This is a genomic window from Vibrio sp. 10N.261.52.C11, from assembly GCF_041471405.1.
Classification (GTDB): domain Bacteria; phylum Pseudomonadota; class Gammaproteobacteria; order Enterobacterales; family Vibrionaceae; genus Vibrio; species Vibrio crassostreae_C.
The window spans coordinates 120129-140548 of sequence record NZ_JBFROI010000011.1 but is presented as its reverse complement, the minus strand read 5'-3'; the positions used below and the strand labels follow the sequence as shown (position 1 = coordinate 140548).

Sequence of the window (20420 nt, the reverse complement as noted above, 5' to 3'; positions counted from 1 at the left end):
TATTTCTCTATTTCTCTATGATTAACAAGTTGCCGATGATCGACCGTTTTCCTATGAACGACAGGGTTCCTATAATCAACGGCTTTCACTGTGACCTCACGTTTTCACCCAATCTACTGTTTTCTATATAATCTATTGAATTATTAAGATATCTATCACACTGCACATGGTTATTTAGGTCTACGCTTTTACCCGTGTTAATAACTTATTAACTTCGGAGCGTAATCCATGTTAGGTATCCAGCTTTCTGCTGTTCTCTCTTTATTATTTTTTTCTACGGTAGCAGGCGCTGCCACTTCTCAGTTGGGAGAGCCACTTAAGCTAACCAGTTCATTTGCTGGCTACCTATCGCTGACTATTTTCGTTGTCGCTTACATAGTTGTGATGATGGAAGAATACCTAAAACTCCGAAAATCCAAGCCGGTTCTACTTGCAGCGGGCCTGATCTGGATAATCATTGGTTTTACCTACCAAGAACACAACCTTGTTGAAGTCGCCAAACAAGCGCTCGAGCATAACCTTCTGGAATACGCCGAGCTATTACTCTTTCTGCTCGTCGCCATGACATACATTAGTGCTATGGAAGAGAGAAGACTGTTTGATGCGCTGCAAGCGTGGATGGTAGGCAAAGGCTTTAATTTCCGCTCTCTGTTCTGGATAACCGGTATTCTGGCCTTCTTTATCTCGCCTATTGCCGACAACCTCACGACAGCTCTATTGATGTGCGCCGTTGTTCTCAAGGTTGCTGGCTCTAATCCTAAATTCGTTAACCTAGCTTGTGTGAATATCGTGATAGCCGCCAATGCTGGCGGCGCGTTCAGTCCATTCGGCGACATCACAACGCTCATGGTATGGCAGGCTGGTTATGTGAGTTTTAGTGAGTTCATTCCTTTGTTTATCCCTTCGGTGATGAATTACCTCGTCCCTGCGTTGATCATGTCTTATTTTGTACCCACGACTCAGCCCGACACAGTTCATCAACACGTTGAATTAAAACGTGGTGCAAGACGAATCGTATTCTTGTTCATCATGACAATAGCGACCGCAGTTGCTTTCCATGCCGTACTCCACTTCCCTCCTGTGATGGGGATGATGATGGGACTCGCCTACCTGCAGTTCTTTGGTTATTACTTACGTAAGACTTTACCCAACTCACTCGCGAAGAAAAAAGCGGTGGCGATCGCCAATAACGATGAAGGCGCCCTGAAACGACTCGGTTCTGTTGTGCCATTCGATGTATTTCGAAGAGTTTCGCATGCCGAATGGGACACGTTGCTGTTCTTCTACGGCGTCGTAATGTGTGTCGGTGGCTTGAGTTTACTTGGATACTTGGAATTAGCCTCGGGCGTGATGTATAGCCAATGGGATCCAATTTGGGCCAACGTCATGGTGGGGATCTTATCTGCGATTGTCGATAACATTCCGGTGATGTTTGCCGTGTTATCGATGGAACCTCAAATGTCGATGGGTAACTGGCTACTGATCACCTTAACCGCAGGCGTTGGCGGCAGCTTGTTATCTATTGGTAGTGCGGCAGGTGTGGCGTTAATGGGCGCGGCGCATGGCAAATACACCTTCTTTGGCCACTTGAAATGGATGCCAGTGATCATGATTGGCTATGCCGTCAGTATCGCTGCACACCTATGGCTTAATGGCGATCTTTTCTAATTCGGAGATCTTTTCTAGTTCGAACTGTCTTTCACAGGCTTATCTACAAGTGTCCAGACGTTACTCAATTGTATCGCTGGACATTGGTTGCAAGTTAGCATCTCGCCCTTCTGTTGAATGCGCATCACTAGTCTAGAGTCAGTTCGGCTGCTTCCAGAATTGAATTCAATGGTGATCAAGTCATCATCAACACGATAGGTTCGAGTCACGGAATTATCCGTTGTTTGATAAGTCACTTGCCCGGATTCAAAAAGTAGATAACTGTCATTATCTGCGTTCTCATACATACCTTTGAACAGAGCAAGTTGTGGTACTTCGAAGGGTCGACTGGTGTCGGTTAAACAGCCCGTCAGCAATAGTGCGCTACTGCAGCAGAGTATAAGTGAATGATGGCTATTCATTTGGGCATCCTTGCCTAGAGAACATGGTTAAAGGATATGCAACCAAATCGATATTTCCCAGAAAGCGTTGATTTTAATGCAAAGTCATATTTTAAGAACCACTCGCCTTCACCATTAAGTAGTACGAGATATTCAGCCAGCATCTGGACAGGCTCATGGCTAAATCGCTTGCTAGTCTTGCTCTCTTCCCTCTATCACCAATAAGTGCTGTTTACGTTCTACGCCACCTGCATAACCCGTCAGTTTGCCGTTTTTACCAATCACACGGTGACACGGCACAATCACTGAAACCGGATTTTTGCCATTCGCCAAACCCACAGCACGAACGGCTTTCGGATTGCCTATCGCATCGGCCAGTTGTGCATAGCTCCAAGTCTCTCCATAAGGAATGGTCGTCAGCGCCTGCCAAACCGACTGCTGAAATGGCGTGCCCTTGGCTGCAATCGGCACAGAAAACTGAATAGCTTCGCCCGAGAAATAGCGATTAAGCTGCTCGATAGCCAATGCAAAGATCGGAAAGCTATCATCTTGAACACCCAACGGTTCCGGCTTGGTGGTATGTGTCTCGAACCAAAGGCCGAGCAAGCCTTCATCGTTCGCCTGTAACGTCACGGTTCCCAATGGGCTCTCATAGTAAGTAAAACGGTTGTCCATGATATCTCCTAGCTTAGTATTCCGATTAAGACTGATTCCAACAGTGGAACGTGGCGTAACTACCCCAAGGCGAAACACTCTCCGTGTTGATGGCGGGGCGATGCTCAATAAACTTCTTCACCACCAAGTCACCAACCAACAGATGATTAGGTTCGCTTAACCCGCGAAGCAGTGCATATTGAATAGTCCAAGGCCCAATCCCTTTTAGCTCAATCCATTTGGAAGGATGCTCAGCTTCATTGTCGACCATGTATTCGGCAAAACGCTTTAGGGTCTCTTTGCGGCTTCCCGGCATTCTCAAGAAGCTAACATCAGCGTCCGCTATCTGTTTTGGTGTTGGGAAGCTGGCTTTCTCATGTTCATCAGAAAGCTCTTTGACCAATAAGTTAAGCTGACCAATCGCCGCGGTTACCGAAACTTGCTGTCCTAGAATCGCTCTCACGCCTGCCTCCCAAGCACTCCACACGCCAGGAATACGGATACCACTCTTAGCCACCAAGTTAGGATCGATAGTCGTAAAGAACGTCTCAACCTTGGCAATATCGACATCAAGATCAAACATACGGCGGATATTCGCAATCAAGCTTCTTAATTGGCTTATATCATCCAACTCGAATTCAATATCCAAGCGGTTATCTTTGGCTAAAGTCGCCTTGAACCAACCCTTTGACCCGTTCACATTTACCGTGCGCTTATAATAATCTTCGCCAACGCCTTCTAAGCCCTCAATCATTCTTCGTCGATAAAACCTCAACAAGTGGTTCCAATCTAAGGGTCCATGAAAACCAAGCTGAATATGATTACTCTGAGTGTCACTTGGCTTCGCTCGCCTAATTTGGCTTGGCGAAAGCTGCAGCTCTTTTTGAAAGGCATCATTAAAACGGCGCGTACTATTGAAGCCACTAGCAAAGCCGACATCAGTAATGCTCATGCTACTGGTGTGCAGCAACTGCTTGGCAAACATCAATTGACTGTACAGACTATATTGCTTGGGTGACACGCCGATGTAATTGTCGAATAAGGTTCGTAAATAACGATCTGAAATACCTAACCGCGTTGCAAGGTCGACGATAGATCCTGAATTCAGAGCGCCATTATCAATCAACTGCATCGCACGTAAGAAAGTGGTTTCGACGCCCTTCCAAGCCGGCGAAAAAGGTGCGCTGTCTGGTCGACAACGTAAACAAGGACGATATCCCGCTTTCAATGCTTGAGCTTGATGGGAAAAATATTCGACGTTTTCTTCTTTGGGTGGTGTGGCTGGGCAAATCGGGCGACAAAAAATTCCTGTCGTTTTCACCGCTGTAAAAAACATCCCATCAAAGCGAGCATCTCGTGCATATCGAGCCAAATGGCACTGCTCACTGGTTAAGCTGCTGTTGTGATTGATCTTTTTCGACATGCCGTACTCTTCCCACTTACCATAGCGTTTGATCCGATACCTAAAAGTTTACCGTGAACCACCATTGTCGCTAGCCACTTTCGGAAGCGAAGGTCAGATAAATCACAAAAAAGGGTTTTAATTTTATTCAATTCGACTAAATTTAACCTAGAGAGGGCATTCTTCTCACAACGTCAACGATCGGTACTTAGCACGCCAAGATGCAGAGACCTATCGAATATAAAAAGGAAAAGGCTATGGTTCTACACACATGTCGTATTGTTTTATCAAATCAACAGGTTCTCACCAGTCAATCAGTCGAGCAGTCTCTAAGCTTTCTTGAAGACAAAGCGGACAACGGGATTTCTATGATCGAGATTGACGCAACGGATGGCAATCAAATCCATTCGTACATGTCACACTCTCTTGAAGAGTCTATTGAGAATCTAATGAACCTATAGGGCTTTTAATAAAGGCTACACATACCAGGCCTAAACGATATTTATGGAATTAGAAACGATCTCTAGTTCCGAAAAGAAGTACATTTCTGGTTTAAAACAAAAATGGCTCCCAACTATACAATTAGTTGGGAGCCATTTTTTATTGAATCTAATCAGCAAAGCCACTGCTTACCGCGAATGCCGTTACTCAGGTGCTTGTTCAGCGGCTTGCTGCAATGTGTAAGCCGTCGATGGGTCAATCTCATTAACCAACTTCTCAACCTGCATGATCGCATCAACCGAGGTACTGCTTTTACGGTAGCTCAGATAAATTGGGAGATACCAGTCTTCAACCCCTTTCACCTTGTGCAGCTGACCCGAATCGATAAAAGGTTCGACTAGAGACACCGGAAGATACGCACTGCCGCCTTTCTCTAAAATGAAATCGAGGGCGATACGGGCTGTAGAGGTACGTAGGTACGGTGCTGGCACTTTAGGGTGACGTTCTGCGTGTTCAGAACCAAAGCGCGTTCCCCAATCCACATAAACATACTTATGTTGAAATACAGATTCCAGATCATCTTGCTGCGTTGATACCAACACCAAAACCAAGTCAGCGACTTTTTTACAGTTCAGCTCTTCTGCTTTGATCTGATCGAACGCGAAAGCCATATCTAAGGTTCGTTCTAACAAATTACGGTTCAGTTGCTCGCGCCCCATCACCTCTGCCATAAAGCCGTAACCACCAAAAGAGTCGGTTACCACACTTAAACAGTTTTGCAGATACGCATCCCAAATATTCGGCGTGCCGCCCAGCGTTAACTGCAAGGCTTTACCACTCTCTAACGACAGCTCAAATTTGGCTTGTTGTAGGGTGGACACCATCACTTCGGCATAACCAATCAAACGTTCACCGGAAGATGTGAGTTTGATGTTATTGCGGTCACGAATGAAGAGCTGAGTATCAAAATAGCCTTCAAGCTGTTTGATCCGCGCACTCACCGCCGCTTGTGTTAAATACAAGTTTTCAGCTGCACGCCCAAAATGGCGCACCCTTGCAACCTCAAGAAAGGTTCTAAATACTTTCACATCCATCAAATACATCTCTGTAATAAATCTGCTAACTAGCCGATCTAGGATTGTTTATCGTAAAGGCAAAAACATTTTGTTTCCTATTTTAGCCTTTTAACAATATTTTCGCGTGAGCAATAAACACTAATTTCTATCTAACCACATTACTGAGGCTGATATGTCTGAGACCGAATTCCGACACGGAAAAAAACGTTTTTATGACACCATTAAATTCCCGAGAGGGTTCGCTAAGTCGGGTGATTTTACTCTTTCAGAAGAGGAAATCCTAACCTTGTTTGGTGACACTATGCTTGCACTTGAAACTGGTGAACTAGCACCAATCAATGCAGAAGAAAAACACTTCATTAAAGTGTTGTCTCACCCTCATAAGGCAAAGTCCAAGTTAGAGCGTGTTTGGTTGAAGTACATTCAACTGGCTCGTGGACGCCGTCGCTTTCACACCCTAAACGGCTGCAAACGCGGCGACGTATCTAGGGAAGAATACGAAAGTGAGTTAGTGTTAGAAGATTAGTAAAATCGCTCAAAGTGATACCTCATCACTTTGGGCTTTTTTTTGCCTTCAAACACACATCTTCTTTGTAATTGGTAAGTTTAGCCAACCTATCCATTTTTACCAATATTTATATACAATTCATAGCGATAGCGTGACTAAAACACCGCTCTCGTTCAATCTTATGGGTATTCATCCCACTGAGATTCATCGTTCTTCATCCTGCCCCTGTCTTTTATCACGATAGCGCTCCATTGCCATCATTATTTTTCTAGTTTCAACTATACGCTCAACGCTTGTTTATACTCGAAACACGTTAATGCACCAAAATTCGTCAATGGTTCGAGCGATGCCATTATTGCAATAATCGTATCAAGGCATAGAAACACACCAACCCTTTCAGGTGCTGAATTAGATCAACATTGCTGTATATGACAAACGTATTAATCTTGTTTAACGCCACCAAATATCCATACAATAATTGTGCAATTTTGAGAGTTCCAGTCACAGTTACGACGAAAAAAGCAAAAACTTGACCTAAAACAATAGCGGAACTGGATAACTTATTTTATAATGCGAATTAATGTTTCAGAACACTATAAAATTTTATTTCTAGGGGCAAAATCAATGAGACTTATTCCATTAAGCAACAAAGCTAAAGTAGGTAAATGGGCTGCTCGTCATATCGCAGATTCAATCAACAAGTTCGCTCCAACGGCTGAGCGTCCATTTGTACTAGGTCTTCCTACTGGTAGCACACCTCTAACTACTTACGCTGAGCTAATTGAACTTTACAAAGCTGGCGAAGTTAGCTTCAAGCACGTTGTAACATTCAACATGGATGAGTACGTTGGCATCGACCCTAACCACCCAGAGTCTTACCGCACATTCATGCACGAGAACTTCTTCAACCACGTTGATATCCAAGCAGAAAACATCAACCTGCTAGACGGCAAAGCTGAAGATATCGATGCTCACTGTGCAGCATACGAAGAGAAAATCCGTTCATACGGCAAAATCAACCTGTTCATGGGCGGCGTAGGCATCGACGGTCACATCGCATTCAACGAACCAGGTTCTTCTCTATCTTCACGCACTCGTATCAAAACGTTGACTGAAGACACTCGTATCGCGAACTCTCGTTTCTTCGATGGCGACATCAACCAAGTTCCTAAATACGCACTAACTATCGGTGTTGCGACTCTTCTAGATGCAGAAGAAGTGATGATCCTTTCTCTAGGCCACAACAAAGCTCAAGCGCTTCAAATGGCTATCGAAGGTTCTGTAAACCACATGTGGACTGTTACAGCTCTACAGATGCACCGTAAAGCTATCATCGTTGCTGATGAGCCAGCTCAACAAGAGCTAAAAGTTAAGACTCTACGCTACTTCCAAGAGCTAGAAGCTGAGAACATCCAAGACCTATAATTCCTATAGTCTTGAATAGCAGGGCGTTTTTATAAAGAGAGCGTCTTGAATAGAAAAAGCCACTGAATGTGGCTTTTTTTGTGCCTGCTGCTTTTGTATTTAATGGGAAGATATTTCGGATATTTTTTAGAAGCACAAAAACAAAAAAGCGATTTCTCAAACAAGAGAAACCGCAATGACGGTATATTCTAAGATGGATAAAACGAATTAAAGCTAGATAAGCTAAATAAACACTTTAGGTGTAAGCTCAAGCGAAAGCTTCAAGCTATGAACTCAATAGCAAAAACTAAGAACTCAGCGCGTTATCTCGGCACAAGGTGTTAATGATGTCTGTAATAGCCAAAACGATCGTGGATTTCACTTTCTGGTTATGTCGACCCAAGAACATTTCTAACATTGGACCAGACATGGTTTTCACCATCTCAGGGTCGTATTCAATAGGCATAATACGCTGAATAGCATGTACTTTGTTTAGCTCAAAGATGATATCCACTTCAGTAAAACTGGTGTCATCACCCTGTATTTTCGCCCATTCTTTTAAGGTCACGAAAATCTCTAAGTCGTCATAAAGCTCTTTACTGATCACGCCAAGCCCCAGAAGCAACTTTCCGCGTATCATTATTTCCCCTAGCGGCCCGCCACTATTGAGAAGAGGTTCTACAACGAACTTAATCGCAGTATCGTCTTTCTTGAAAATATTTTTTAAAACCGAATCTACCGTATCATCCAATGCATCATAAGCGGCCATCAGGCAAGCGCCAGCACTCTCAGCCTCGGAAAGTGCTTCGAGTAATTCTGTTTCATGATTAGTTTGTATTGGCATAACGGCTCGGCAATAAGAAAGTGCCACAGGAGTGGCACTTTGGTGGTTTATCATTTCAATGCTAGATAAGCTTGTTCCGCTAGTTTAACAACTTCTGAGTCACTATTCAGCTCAGAATAATATGCTAATGTCTCTGCAAAGCCTTTTTCTGCAAACATTGCTTGAAGTTCAACCGCTTGTGGGTCGTCTTCGTTCTTGTAATGGAACGCAGCAGCGATTGCTTTTACTAGGTGAGCATTCGGTAGGCCGTACTCTAATGTACCGTTTAGAGGCTTAACTAGGCGGTCTTGCGGGCTCAGTTTACGAATTGGCTGACGACCAACGCGGTCTACTTCATCACGTAAGAACGGGTTAGCAAAACGACCTAGAATCTTTTGGATGTAGGCAGCGTGTGCTTCTGGATCAAAGCCGTAACGCTTAATCAGAACCGCACCACTCTCTTCCATCGTCGCTGTTACTTCAGCGCGGATTACGTCATCTTCGATAGAGTCTTTAATAGTCTCATGACCTGCAAGCACACCAAGGTATGCCGTTACTAGGTGACCAGTGTTAAGAGTAAACAGTTTACGCTCAACGAAAGCCATTAGGTTATCAGTGCATTCCATTCCTGGGATGTTTGGAATCTCACCTTTGAATTGTGTTTGATCTACGATCCACTCGCTGAACGTTTCAACCGTTACCGCTAGAGGATCTGTTTCGCCCGCTTCTGCCGGTGGAACAATACGGTCAACCGCAGAATCAACAAAGCCAATGTGCTCTTCAGTGAACGCTTTCATTTCATCAGAAAGGTGCTCTAACACGGCTGCTTTTAATTGGCTAGTACCGCGAACCATGTTCTCTGCCGCGATGATGTTCATTGGTGCAGTGTTGTTTGCTGCTGCACGCTTTTCAATGCCTTGAGCGATAGACTTAGAGATGATTTTAAGAACCGTAGGGCCCACTGCAGTCGTCACAAGATCAGACTCAGCAATGCAATCTACTACTGCGCTTGTCGCTGAGTTTACTGCTGTCACGTTCTTAACAACTTCGACAACACACTCTTCGCCAACAATCTTAACTGGGTATTCTTGGCGTTCAATTAACGCATTTACAACCGTTTCATTTACGTCAGCAAACGTAACCTTCATACCAGCATCAGAAAGAAGCTTACCAATGAAACCACGACCGATATTACCTGCACCAAAATGTAACGCTTTCATAATTTTGACCTTATAAATATTTGAATCTAGATAGCTAACTGCTCAACAACATGCCTTGACGATGTGCCCTAGGCATTAAGCAGTAAGCTATTCAGACTGAATCTTGTTAGAAAGATTAAGACCGAAAATGAGGCCAGTAGGGGGATACCGGCCTCCTTCACTCAGGAGCTTGACTAGAGCTTTTTAGTTTCCGTTGAGAATACGTAGAACATCAGCAGGGTTTGTTGTGTTCTGTAGGCATTCCACAGCTTCTTCATCATCGAGTGAATTGGTAATCGCCATCAGCACCATGTTGTGCTCATCGCCTTGTGCGGCAATACCGATAACCATCTTCGCGATATCATCTTCATCTTCGCCCCACTGAATACCTTCAGGGTACTGACAGAAAACGATGCCGGTTTTTTGTACGTACTGTTTCGCTTCGATTGTGCCGTGTGGTACTGCGATAGACTCACCTAGGTAAGTAGACACAAGCTCTTCACGAGCAAACATGCCATCTACGTATTCTGGTGATACGTTGCCAAGTTTTACTAATTGTTCGCCAGCAAACTTGATTGCGTCTTCTTTTTGAGTCGCTTTAAGGCCAAGGAAGATGCTGTCGTCAGTGAGTGCAAGCTTGTTGCCTTCTTGCGCTGGAGCTGCTGCAGGAGCCGGAGCTTCTACTTTCGCTTCACCACTTTGAGCATCGACAAGCTCCGCAACTAGTTGGTCGTATACGCCGCCGTCTAGGAAGTTGCTTAGAGACATATGCATCGCACCTGGCACAGTGCTACGAGCACGGTCTGTTAGGTCTTTATGCGTAATAACGATTTGCGAATCAGCCGGTAGGTTGTTGATTGCGTAGTTGGTTACTTCAATGTCTAGGCCAGCTGTTGCTACTTTCTTACGTAGTAGACCTGCACCCATTGCACTTGAACCCATACCCGCATCACACGCTACATAAACTGCTTTTACATCCGCTAGGTTTACGTTTGCTTCTGCTGCTGCACCTTTAGAAGACGCTTTCATGTCTTTCATTTGTGCAGAAGCTTTCTCTAGTGAATCTTCCTCATCATCTTGCGCTGATGTTTTAAGAAGGATTGACGCTACAACAAACGATACTGCCGTTGCTGCGATAACAGATAGAATCACGCCGATGTAAGAGCCTTTTGGCGTCATCAGTAAGACTGCGAAGATAGAACCTGGAGATGCTGGAGAGATAAGGCCAGAATCGAACATTACGTTAGTGAATACACCCGCCATACCACCTGCGATTACCGCAAGAATTAGACGTGGGTTCATTAGAACGTAAGGGAAGTAAATTTCGTGGATACCCCCTAGGAAGTGGATGATAGATGCACCAGCAGCAGATTGCTTCGCGCTACCTTTACCAAACACCATGTAAGCAAGTAGAAGACCAAAACCAGGACCTGGGTTTGCTTCGATTAGGAAGAAGATAGAGCGACCCATCTCTTCAGATTGCTGGATACCTAGTGGAGAGAAGATACCGTGGTTGATTGCGTTATTTAGGAATAGGATTTTCGCAGGTTCAACAAAGATAGATGCTAGAGGTAGTGCACCCGCTTCTACCATTGCGTTTACGCCAGCCGCAAGTCCGCCAGACAGAATCTTAACCGCAGGACCAATCACGATGAACGCGATGATCGCACAGATCATGCCGATGATACCCGCAGAGAAGTTGTTCACTAGCATTTCGAAACCACTCTTCACTTTACCGTGAACAGCTTCATCGAATTTCTTAATTGCGATACCACCTAGTGGACCTACAATCATTGCACCCATGAACATTGGGATATCAGTACCAACGATAACACCCATTGTTGTGATAGCGCCCACTACCGCACCGCGGTCACCACCAACCATTTTACCACCGGTGTAACCAATCAATAGTGGCAGTAGGTATGTAATCATAGGACCAACCATTGATGCTAACGTTTCGTTAGGCCACCAACCCGTTGGGATGAATAGTGCAGTAATGAAACCCCACGCAATAAATGCGCCGATGTTTGGCATTACCATATTGGATAAGAAACGACCAAAGTTTTGAACCTTAATCTTTGCTTCTGGTGATAACATAGGTAGAACCCCGTAATGTATTGGTTGGTCAAATGACCGAAAGTGTGTACTCAAAAGTCGATTAAAATGTATCACAACATTTCCAAAATGCACCTTAGCCCAACTTTCGTGATAGCCATCACACACGAAAAACACTTTCGGGTTAACAAGCACACCTTAGATCACAAAAACACCATGAATTTAAATTACAAAGCCAAATTAATGAGAATAGATATCATCAGCACACGATCTAGATCACATTTCATTTTGTAATACTTAAAAATAAATAGTGATTAAAGTCACATTTAATAAAATATAGCATCTAAGATCTATATAAACCGTATAAAAGAACATCGTGTCACGTATATAAAATATGCACCCAGATGAGCAAAATCGCGATACCTGTAATTTAATTACAGGTTGAGCTACATTTTGCTAAACATACAAAACGAGACCTAACGCTCTACTAAAAACATAGACCACTGAACTGCAGTTAGCATTGATAGATGTGATATGGTATTTACCAACGCTATCGCATCATATATATATCCAACACCCATCAGCTGATCACTCCGCTATTTGAGAAAAGACTATGTCAGACAAAATTTCCACATCCGCACTCGCTAAACAAAAAGGCATAGAAGCTAAAGCTTTATTTAGCGATCTAAAAACAGCGGGCTATATAGTGCGTTCACAAGAGCGTTGGATTCTCACAGAACGGGGAGAAAGCTTTGGTGGGGAATATGTCGAACACAAGAAGTTTGGTGTCTTTATTGTCTGGCCAGAGAAACTGCTTATCGATTTGGACTCATTCTCAGGAAAAACACTCACCGCCACCCAGCTTGGCAGTGCCTTTCAACTCAGCGCAAAGAAAATCAACTTACTGCTCAACGAGCTTGGTTGGATAACAAAAGAAGAAGACGGTTGGCATGTCACCTCTACAGGCTTAAAAGCCGGAGGTGAACAAAGAGAAGACAAAGCGACTCAAAACTTATTCGTGGTATGGCACGACTCATTGGTTCGCAATAAACGTTTAAAGCAGTCTGTTGTTGAATTCCTAGGGCATGATGCTGAAAGCCACTCGACCGATGTGTCATTCTCCAGTTTTCGTCAGAAATTTGAGGCGAAGCACCGAAGCTTAGACGGGCATTATGTTCGATCAAAGGGAGAGCTGATCATTGATAACTGGCTTTATATGGCAGGAGTGGTCCATGCGTACGAGCGTCCGCTTCCGATATCAAAAGAAGTGATCAGCGATTTTTATCTACCAAGTGGCAAAGTATACATCCAGTTCTGGGGAACTGATTCTGCGCCAATCGCCGAAAATAAACGTGAAGCTACGAGAAAAATCTATGAAGAGCATGGTTTTGGTTTAATCGAAATCACGCCAGAAGATATCCCCAACCTAGACAGCGTACTTCCGCCATTATTGCGCCAATATGGTATCAAAGCGTACTAAGCTACTGAATCTAGAGATTCCACCTCCATTAAGATCACACTTATTGAATCATTATGGACATTATTAACCATAGTGATTTGATATGTTCGCTATTTTTCCCGAGTCATTCTTCTATTATCTTACACCCATCGACTTGAGCTACCGCAGATACTCGATTTATTGGGGCATGTTCGATAACTATTTAGACGTTCAATCTATTGAGATTCGTTTAAATTGGTTATCCGTTTATTGTTGACGTAACTGAACATAAAACCCTACAACATTTATTATTGATAGATATTAGGATTCAACATGACTCATCCAATCATTACTGATCTAAACACTCGTTACACAGCTAAAAAATACGATGCAGAAAAGCGCATCTCTGCGGAAGACATGGAAGTAATCAAAGAAGCACTTCGCTTGTCAGCTTCTTCTATCAACTCTCAGCCTTGGAAATTCATCATCATTGAGAGTGACGCAGCAAAACAACGCTTCCACAATACTTTCGAAAACATGTTCCAGTTTAACCAACCACATGCGAAAGAAGCGTCACACACGATCCTGTTTGCTCACGATCCTAAGTACACTAAAGAGAAATTCGCGAAGCGTGCTGATACAGAAGTAAGCTCTGGTCACTTACCAGCTGAAATGTACGAGCAATTCTTAGGTGCTTACGCATTCGCAGAAATGAACACAGACGAAACAGGTTTCAACGGTAACTGGACTAAGTCTCAAGTTTACATCGCACTAGGTAACACACTGCACACACTAGCTCGTCTAGGTATCGCTTCAACACCTATGGAAGGTGTAGATGCAGCTATGATCAGCGAAGAGTTTGCTGACGAACTAGAAGGTCACGTTGTTGATGTAGCTCTAGCTATCGGCTACCACAAAGACGGCGAAGACTACAACTACGGCAAACCAAAAGCGCGCCTAGCTCTTGATGAAGTCGTTACAACACTTTAGGGCGTGTTGACCTTTCGTGGTTAAATTTTGTTCGGATGGGGACGCCTAGTCAAAAGCGTTTTAATCGCGGTGAGGGAGAAGTAGCCTAGTCATTCTAAGCAAACCTCCCTCAACAAAGAGTAAAACGCTTTTTGCGGGGGCGCCCAGCTCGAACCCTTCGGGCAGCGTTTGCTGGTCATTTCTACTGCGTTATCGGCTTCTCATGTAGGCTAGCTACACATCGATGCCTCTGCCTTGTATAAATACCCAGCAACTCACTGCAAAAATCAGCTCGAAAGATCAACACGCCCTAGTTATTGATGTGACAGAGCCCTAACCGCAGGGGTATCAGGCAAGAAAACCTCGATAAACAAGAACAAAAAAAGCCAGTCAACAGACTGGCTTTCTTGTATTCATCTTAGTGCGATAAGCACATTGCGTTTAAGTAAAGGCGAACATTAACCGATAAACGAGATGTAACCCTGAAGGATAATCAGGTTAACGATATCGATAAAGAAGGCACCAACAATTGGCACCACCATGAACGCCTGTGGTGAAGGACCAAAACGGTTCACCAAAGAGCCCATGTTCATTACCGCTGTTGGTGTTGCACCTAGGCCGAAACCACAGTGACCACCTGCCATAACCGCTGCGTCGTAGTTAGAACCCATTACTTTGAACGTCACAAAGTAAGAGAAGATACCTAACACAACCGCCTGAACCGCCAGGATAACCAAGAACGGAATCGCAAGGTCAAATATGTTCCAAAGCTTAAGGCTCATTAGCGCCATTGCTAGGAACAGTGACAATGACACCGTACCAAGAATATCGACCGTTTCGCTGTCAGTCTTATGCAGCTTAGTCACTTCAAACACGTTAGTGATGAACACACCGATAAACAACGCGTAAACGAAGTCAGGAATCATCAACCAAGAAATTTCAAAAGTCGCCACCCACTGCTCTAGGTACTTCGCACCCGTGATACAGATAAGAAGGATGAACAACACTTCAATCACCTTCTTCGCCGTCACTTTGTCTTCTTCATACTCGTTGTAAGTAACAAGTTCAGGGAAGCGTTCATGTGTTTGCGTGCCAGTGCCGTACTCAGATTCAAGCTGGTTTTTATCAATCAGCTTTTGCGCCACTGGGCTACCGATAATACCACCGATGATCAAACCAAAGGTCGCTGAAGCCATCGCGATTTCTAGCGTATTTGCAATGCCAAACGTGTCTGCAAAAGTTTGAGACCAAGCCGCGCCTGTGCCGTGACCGCCCGAAAGGGTGATAGAGCCAGCAATCAAACCCATCAAGGGTTCAAGGCCTAGTGCCGTAGCTAAGGTTACGCCTACACCGTTTTGGATAATGATGTAAACCGACGCTACCCCTAAGAATAGGAATACCTTAGCACCACCTTTTATCAGCTGCGTGTAGTTCGCCGCAAGACCGACCGTTGCAAAGAACATCAACATAAACGTGTTCTGCAGGGGCAAGGAAAACTCAAGATCAAGGCCGTTAAAGTGCAGGGCTGTAATAGCAAAAGCGACAATCAAGCCGCCGACAATGGGCTCTGGAATGTTGTACTTTTTGAGAATCGGAAGCTTTGCATTGACGAAATGACCTAGAAACAAAACACTAATCGCGATTAGGAAGGATTCTAGTGGTCCAATTGAAATTAATTGATTCATATAACCTCTATTTTTTTACGTTCTCATCTTCCCTAATGAGTCTAGTTTTATCTGTAATTATTTGTGCTGCTCTACCTATATTTATACAAACTGGAGAGAAAGTGTGGATTCGAAAAGCGAACACATTACTGCGATCGCTTAGTACCATGTTAGTAGCACGTTAACTTTTATAGGAGATAAAAGGATTTGTGACAACAATCACCTCCTAAAAGTTGAAAACGGCGTGAGTATCTATGCCGCTGACTCTGCTTTCTTAATACCTAAAAAAGCAAAAAGGAGCTATTTCTAGCTCCTCTTTCATCACCATCGCTGGTAATTAGAATTTTTTCGGTGCGTAACCAGTCATAACCTCAATGCGAAGTTCTTTACCGATCTTCGTCATTGGGTGAACAATTACGAGTCCTTTAACAGACTTTTTAAGTTTACCCATATCCGCTTGCTCAGCCTTAGTGATCTCACGGCTAAATGGCATATCAACCAGAGACTTACGCTCTTGGTTCACATCATAGCTTTCTTTGTGTTTAAGCTGGGCAATTTTCTTAGTTAGCTTCTTAATCTCTTCCTCGAACTGACGAACAACAGGACGATCATTACGAGTTTTAGCAGCATCTAACTTGTGGCGACACTTGTCTAGACGGTTGTTAATTTGTTGAAGTTCGTTTTTAACACTCATAATAATTTCCTAAGATTAAACAAGCCAATTCGGATTGGGGCGCGGAGTATAGCACAAGGGTTGTGTTGAACCGAAATTTATCTGTTAATTACCAATAGAAACGAATCACATCGACACCGCTCATTCAGCTTACTTATTCTTTGTGGCGAATCTCTAAGCGGATTATTCATTGATAGGATAGCGCCTACTTCAAAAATTGCAGTCCTCGATGCATCAAAATTCCGTCTAAACTTATACTCTAACGCAATAACTAAATCAGGGTACACAGCTTGGAGTTGTTACCCCCAGCACGACTCTGAATCGCAACGTAATCACAAGGATAGCCGATGACATTATTGAAACGAACATTGACCTGCAGCCTAGCCCTGAGTGCAATGTTTGCCACAACTTATGCATCTAGTGAACAAGCCACCCAAAGTAACCTAATCGTCGAGTACTCTACACCGCAAAATACCGAAGAAGAGCAGCTCAAACGAGAGATTCAAAGCAGTGGCGTTAATGACACCGTGGTCGACCTATCAAACCAACTCTTCATGTTTGAGAAGCCATTAACCATTCAATATGGCGGGGAAGAAGGACCACTCTACGATCCACAAACCCATCAAGTACTGATCCCTTACAGTTTTTACGCTGAGTCACTCAATTACTTTGAGAAGAACCAATACGAAAAAGAGTATGGGAAATCTGCGCAAACCGGCGCTATTGATACCTTGCTGCACACCCTGCTACACGAGACTGGGCATGCGTATATCGAAGATCAGAACATTGCCATATTGGGTAAAGAAGAAGATGCGGTTGATAACCTAGCAACCATGCTACTGCTTAACTACGTAGAGCATGGGGCCGACGCTGCTATCAGCGCTGCAGACATGTTCGCTTTCGAGTCAGAAGACCGCCCAGAGTATTACGACTTGGGGGAATACATCGACGAGCACAGTTTCGACCTGCAGCGTTACTTCTCCACGTTATGCTTGGTGTATGGCAGCGATCCCGATGCCTATAAGAACTTGCTCGATGAAGTGGAAAACGACTATTTGAAAGACAGAAAAGAGTTCTGCTTTGAGCACTTTGACGTGATCAATGAAAATTGGCATCAGTATTTAAAAAAGAGTGACGATGCTTAGATGCTTAGATGCTTAGATGCTTAAAGGTTAGTGTCGAGAACTAGGAAAACGGCTTTGGCATCAAATTCCAAAGCCGTCACTCGATAGATTGGCTTAAGTCTTACGTGTTAAGAGTTAAGAGTTAAGAGTTAAGAGTTAAGAGTTAAGAGCTTAAACCCTAGACGTTCACTTTGTACTTCAGATCTTGAGCTTCATCGCCGGTCATCCCTCGAAAACCCCAACAATGTGAAGGCTGCTCTTTAATGGTGATTTCAATATCAATCGGAGAGATAGAGAGCTGCTTTTCAATCTCAGAAAAGATCTTCTTGATTAGACGCTTTTTGGTGTTTACCGCTCGACCTTCCATCATATTTATCTCAATGACGGTATAGGCTTCTGTTCTTCCTTCCGGGTAAAAGAAGTCATCTCGTTCCAATGGCACAAACCGATGTGCTCGCTTGTCATCGGGTAAACCCATTTCACTGTTCAAGCACTGCTGCAACACATTAGAGAGCTGCAACTTAATTGGATTTAAGCACTCTTTGATACCATAAATAACAATCATGACCATTCCTTTGATGCGATGTTAGGTATAGAAGAACGTCAGATAGAAGCATCGTCTGGCAACTACCCATTCGCTTACTATTTGTTCATATATTACCTAATGACGCGTATGAGAAAAGGTAAAAACAATGAATTTATGAACAGGTGCAACAAAATATCTATCCCTTTGCGAACATAAGCCGAAGCGAATTGATCGAACACCACCCTCCCCGCGTATATCTTCTCGAATCACATCTGAACTAAGGAGTACTATGTGCCGAATTCACCTAGGAAGACCACGCGGACAGACGCCGAACCAGAAACACCCGTAGAGTCTTCTCTGGAGCTCGCTGTGTTTCCCCTCCCCATCTTCCTTTTACCGGGAGGCAGACAAAGACTGCGCATTTTTGAGCCAAAGTATCTCGCGATGGTCGCTCACGCAGCGCAGGGCGATGGTTTCATTATCGCCACTCAAGACAAATCTAACTCTGATCATCTCAGCTCTTGGGGAACAAAGGTGACCATCGTCGACTTCAATATGTCGGACGACCAGATATTAGAAATTGATGTCGAAGGCGAAAAGTTGGTGCAATTGCATGGGTCGTTTCGAGACGATGATGACCTGATTAAAAGTAAGTTCAGCTTGTTGCCTCACTGGCCTACCGATGAATATAAAGTGCCTAACGTGTTTACCGCTTTTTTGGTTCAGTTGTTTCGCGACCACGATTCGATAAGAACACTCTATCCCACTCCTGATTTTGAGAGCCCACAATGGATCTGTGCGCGATTGCTCGAAATGATGCCTATCCCACTGGAAAAGAAAACAGAATTTACTGAGCCAGCCAGTTTTCCGTCTCTAGTTCCTTTTTTGAATCAAATCATTACGGGGCAATAAGCACTTTCTTCACTATAATTTTGTATAGTAGAAATTAATTTAAATGAAAGTGATCCCGACTTTCTCCTTTCACGTAGTGCCCATCAAATTCGCATGATGGTTAGTTACTATGCAAGTGGAAAGCAGAAGTTCAGGGAACGGCAAGGAGCATGTCATTATTCCCGATAACAAAGTACCTACAGACAACAAAGTACCGACAGAGCTCTCGAGCTGGCTGGTGTTGGTTGGTACAGACCGAGACAAGCAGGCGTTCACCTGTTTGTTCAAGTTCTTCGCTCCTAAGATCAAGCGTTTTGGTATCAGTAAGTTGGGTGGCGAAGCTGCTGCAAACGAGCTAGTTCAAGACACGATGACTAATGTTTGGAAGAAAGCACATCTCTACAATGTAGATAAAGGCGCTGCGACCACTTGGGTCTACACGGTAATGCGTAATGCAGCATTCGACATGTTGCGCAAAGTGAAAGCGAAAGCCGAACAAACGATAGCCGACGATATCTGGCCAATCGATGCGATGGTAGCCGAGTCTCAAAGCGAAGATTTGCCATTCGGTGACCATTTGATGAGCCGACACGTAATGACTCAAATAGAAAAGTTGCCTCTCGCTCAGAAAACCATCGTCAAAGGCGTTTACTTTCAAGAGCTCTCTCAAGAGCAACTCGCTCAGCAACTTGGCGTCCCACTTGGAACAGTGAAATCACGTCTGAGACTCGCTTTAGCCAAATTAAAAGTTCACATGGGGGAACAAGACCATGATTAAACATCACCCAAACGCGGCAATCTTGAAAGACTTCGTCGATGGCACGTTGGCTGATTCAGTTTCTTTGATTGTTTCTAGCCATGTAGAGCTGTGTGAACACTGCCAACAACAAGTCAAGCAGCTTACAGCTGTAGCAGCGAATAATGCTTTTGACGCAGAGCCAGTATTCTCAAATGAAGATCTAGACAGCTTCTCAATGGACGACATGGACTTTGATTTTGACGCGATAGAGCAAATCACAGCTGATACTTCTCAGTCTGTTGAAGTGACTCCAGAGGTTCAGAAAGTAACTGTTGCTGACACGACATTCACAATCCCTCGCGCTCTAAACTCAGTAGCGAGAAAGGACTGGATGAACCTAGGCAAAATTTCACGAGCAAGACTCGATTTTGCTGACGAAGCACACCACACCAGCTTGTTGCACATCGACAAAGATGGACAAGTGCCTTGCCACACCCACAAAGGCTTCGAGATCACGCTTCTTCTAGAGGGCAGTTTCGAAGACGAAATGGGCGTTTACAACAAAGGTGACTTCATCTGGTTGGATGGCAATCACACTCATCAACCGGCAACAAAAGAAGGTTGTGTCTGTTTAACCGTTTCAAGTGATGCGCTTTACTTCACAAAAGGTGTGAGCCAACTATTCAATCCACTTGGAAAATATATCTATTAACCCAGTTGCAGGCTATAAATATACAGGATGGCATAAAGCTATCCTGTATATCGTCAATACATCTGAATAAAAAC

At 44.0% G+C, this 20420-nt stretch carries 20 protein-coding genes; 10 read left to right on the top strand and 10 right to left on the bottom strand.

Annotated features, from left to right (window positions below):
• Positions 1-228 precede the first annotated feature (228 nt).
• Positions 229-1668 (top strand): sodium:proton antiporter NhaD, encoded by a 1440-nt coding sequence (gene nhaD / locus AB4323_RS04200; protein ID WP_017077049.1) that lies wholly within the window; start codon positions 229-231, stop codon positions 1666-1668.
• A gap of 14 nt (positions 1669-1682) precedes the next feature.
• Here the strand turns inward: nhaD and AB4323_RS04195 are convergent, their stop codons facing one another.
• The 3 genes from AB4323_RS04195 to AB4323_RS04185 form a co-directional block, all read right to left on the bottom strand.
• The gene (locus AB4323_RS04195; protein ID WP_372151691.1) at positions 1683-2069 is read right to left on the bottom strand and encodes a hypothetical protein; all 387 of its coding nucleotides are present in this window, start codon (positions 2067-2069) and stop codon (positions 1683-1685) included.
• 171 nt (positions 2070-2240) lie between these two features.
• Positions 2241-2723, bottom strand: a complete 483-nt coding sequence (locus AB4323_RS04190; RefSeq protein ID WP_017061521.1) for a methylated-DNA--[protein]-cysteine S-methyltransferase — start codon at positions 2721-2723, stop codon at positions 2241-2243.
• 25 nt (positions 2724-2748) lie between these two features.
• On the bottom strand, positions 2749-4125 hold the full coding sequence (locus AB4323_RS04185; protein ID WP_017061520.1) for an AlkA N-terminal domain-containing protein: 1377 nt from the start codon (positions 4123-4125) through the stop codon (positions 2749-2751).
• 236 nt (positions 4126-4361) lie between these two features.
• Between AB4323_RS04185 and AB4323_RS04180 the strand changes: the two genes are divergently transcribed.
• Complete coding sequence (locus tag AB4323_RS04180) at positions 4362-4565, top strand: hypothetical protein (protein WP_017061519.1); 204 nt, start codon at positions 4362-4364, stop codon at positions 4563-4565.
• Between the two features lie 183 nt (positions 4566-4748).
• On the opposite strand, the gene AB4323_RS04175 is transcribed toward AB4323_RS04180, so the two are convergent.
• Positions 4749-5639 (bottom strand): LysR family transcriptional regulator, encoded by an 891-nt coding sequence (locus AB4323_RS04175; protein WP_017061518.1) that lies wholly within the window; start codon positions 5637-5639, stop codon positions 4749-4751.
• Between the two features lie 154 nt (positions 5640-5793).
• Here AB4323_RS04175 and AB4323_RS04170 point away from each other — a divergent pair, with 154 nt between their 5' ends.
• Positions 5794-6147 carry a DUF413 domain-containing protein gene (locus AB4323_RS04170; RefSeq protein WP_017061517.1) on the top strand — a complete coding sequence of 118 codons (354 nt, stop codon included), beginning with the start codon at positions 5794-5796 and terminating at the stop codon, positions 6145-6147.
• Positions 6148-6753: 606 nt separating this feature from the next.
• Positions 6754-7554, top strand: a complete 801-nt coding sequence (nagB, locus tag AB4323_RS04165) for a glucosamine-6-phosphate deaminase (RefSeq protein ID WP_017057618.1) — start codon at positions 6754-6756, stop codon at positions 7552-7554.
• A 286-nt stretch (positions 7555-7840) separates the two neighbouring features.
• On the opposite strand, the gene AB4323_RS04160 is transcribed toward nagB, so the two are convergent.
• The 3 genes from AB4323_RS04160 to AB4323_RS04150 all read right to left on the bottom strand — a co-directional run bounded on the left by AB4323_RS04160 (position 7841) and on the right by AB4323_RS04150 (position 11652).
• Positions 7841-8377: an MltR family transcriptional regulator gene (locus AB4323_RS04160; protein ID WP_022571110.1), complete on the bottom strand. Its 537-nt coding sequence runs from the start codon at positions 8375-8377 to the stop codon at positions 7841-7843.
• 50 nt (positions 8378-8427) lie between these two features.
• Complete coding sequence (locus AB4323_RS04155; RefSeq protein WP_372057717.1) at positions 8428-9576, bottom strand: mannitol-1-phosphate 5-dehydrogenase; 1149 nt, start codon at positions 9574-9576, stop codon at positions 8428-8430.
• A gap of 183 nt (positions 9577-9759) precedes the next feature.
• Complete coding sequence (locus tag AB4323_RS04150; protein ID WP_017066361.1) at positions 9760-11652, bottom strand: PTS mannitol transporter subunit IICBA; 1893 nt, start codon at positions 11650-11652, stop codon at positions 9760-9762.
• A 571-nt stretch (positions 11653-12223) separates the two neighbouring features.
• On the opposite strand from AB4323_RS04150, the gene AB4323_RS04145 reads away from it, so the two are divergent.
• Together AB4323_RS04145 and AB4323_RS04140 are read left to right on the top strand one after the other, a co-directional pair.
• Positions 12224-13090 carry a hypothetical protein gene (locus tag AB4323_RS04145; RefSeq protein ID WP_017070219.1) on the top strand — a complete coding sequence of 289 codons (867 nt, stop codon included), beginning with the start codon at positions 12224-12226 and terminating at the stop codon, positions 13088-13090.
• 291 nt (positions 13091-13381) lie between these two features.
• Positions 13382-14038, top strand: a complete 657-nt coding sequence (locus AB4323_RS04140; protein WP_017061511.1) for an NAD(P)H-dependent oxidoreductase — start codon at positions 13382-13384, stop codon at positions 14036-14038.
• 437 nt (positions 14039-14475) lie between these two features.
• On the opposite strand, the gene gltS is transcribed toward AB4323_RS04140, so the two are convergent.
• The gene (gltS, locus tag AB4323_RS04135) at positions 14476-15702 is read right to left on the bottom strand and encodes a sodium/glutamate symporter (RefSeq protein ID WP_017060972.1); all 1227 of its coding nucleotides are present in this window, start codon (positions 15700-15702) and stop codon (positions 14476-14478) included.
• 316 nt (positions 15703-16018) lie between these two features.
• Complete coding sequence (locus AB4323_RS04130; RefSeq protein ID WP_017060971.1) at positions 16019-16375, bottom strand: YibL family ribosome-associated protein; 357 nt, start codon at positions 16373-16375, stop codon at positions 16019-16021.
• 326 nt (positions 16376-16701) lie between these two features.
• Here AB4323_RS04130 and AB4323_RS04125 point away from each other — a divergent pair, with 326 nt between their 5' ends.
• Positions 16702-17499 (top strand): DUF4344 domain-containing metallopeptidase, encoded by a 798-nt coding sequence (locus tag AB4323_RS04125; protein WP_372151689.1) that lies wholly within the window; start codon positions 16702-16704, stop codon positions 17497-17499.
• Between the two features lie 157 nt (positions 17500-17656).
• On the opposite strand, the gene AB4323_RS04120 is transcribed toward AB4323_RS04125, so the two are convergent.
• Positions 17657-18043: a tautomerase family protein gene (locus AB4323_RS04120; RefSeq protein ID WP_017060969.1), complete on the bottom strand. Its 387-nt coding sequence runs from the start codon at positions 18041-18043 to the stop codon at positions 17657-17659.
• A gap of 252 nt (positions 18044-18295) precedes the next feature.
• On the opposite strand from AB4323_RS04120, the gene AB4323_RS04115 reads away from it, so the two are divergent.
• The 3 genes from AB4323_RS04115 to AB4323_RS04105 all read left to right on the top strand — a co-directional run bounded on the left by AB4323_RS04115 (position 18296) and on the right by AB4323_RS04105 (position 20346).
• On the top strand, positions 18296-18916 hold the full coding sequence (locus AB4323_RS04115; protein WP_017065084.1) for an LON peptidase substrate-binding domain-containing protein: 621 nt from the start codon (positions 18296-18298) through the stop codon (positions 18914-18916).
• Between the two features lie 109 nt (positions 18917-19025).
• The gene (locus AB4323_RS04110; RefSeq protein WP_017060967.1) at positions 19026-19673 is read left to right on the top strand and encodes a sigma-70 family RNA polymerase sigma factor; all 648 of its coding nucleotides are present in this window, start codon (positions 19026-19028) and stop codon (positions 19671-19673) included.
• The gene (locus tag AB4323_RS04105) at positions 19666-20346 is read left to right on the top strand and encodes a ChrR family anti-sigma-E factor (RefSeq protein WP_017060966.1); all 681 of its coding nucleotides are present in this window, start codon (positions 19666-19668) and stop codon (positions 20344-20346) included. The genes AB4323_RS04110 and AB4323_RS04105 overlap by 8 nt, the downstream gene beginning before the upstream one ends.
• Positions 20347-20420: the final 74 nt, after the last annotated feature.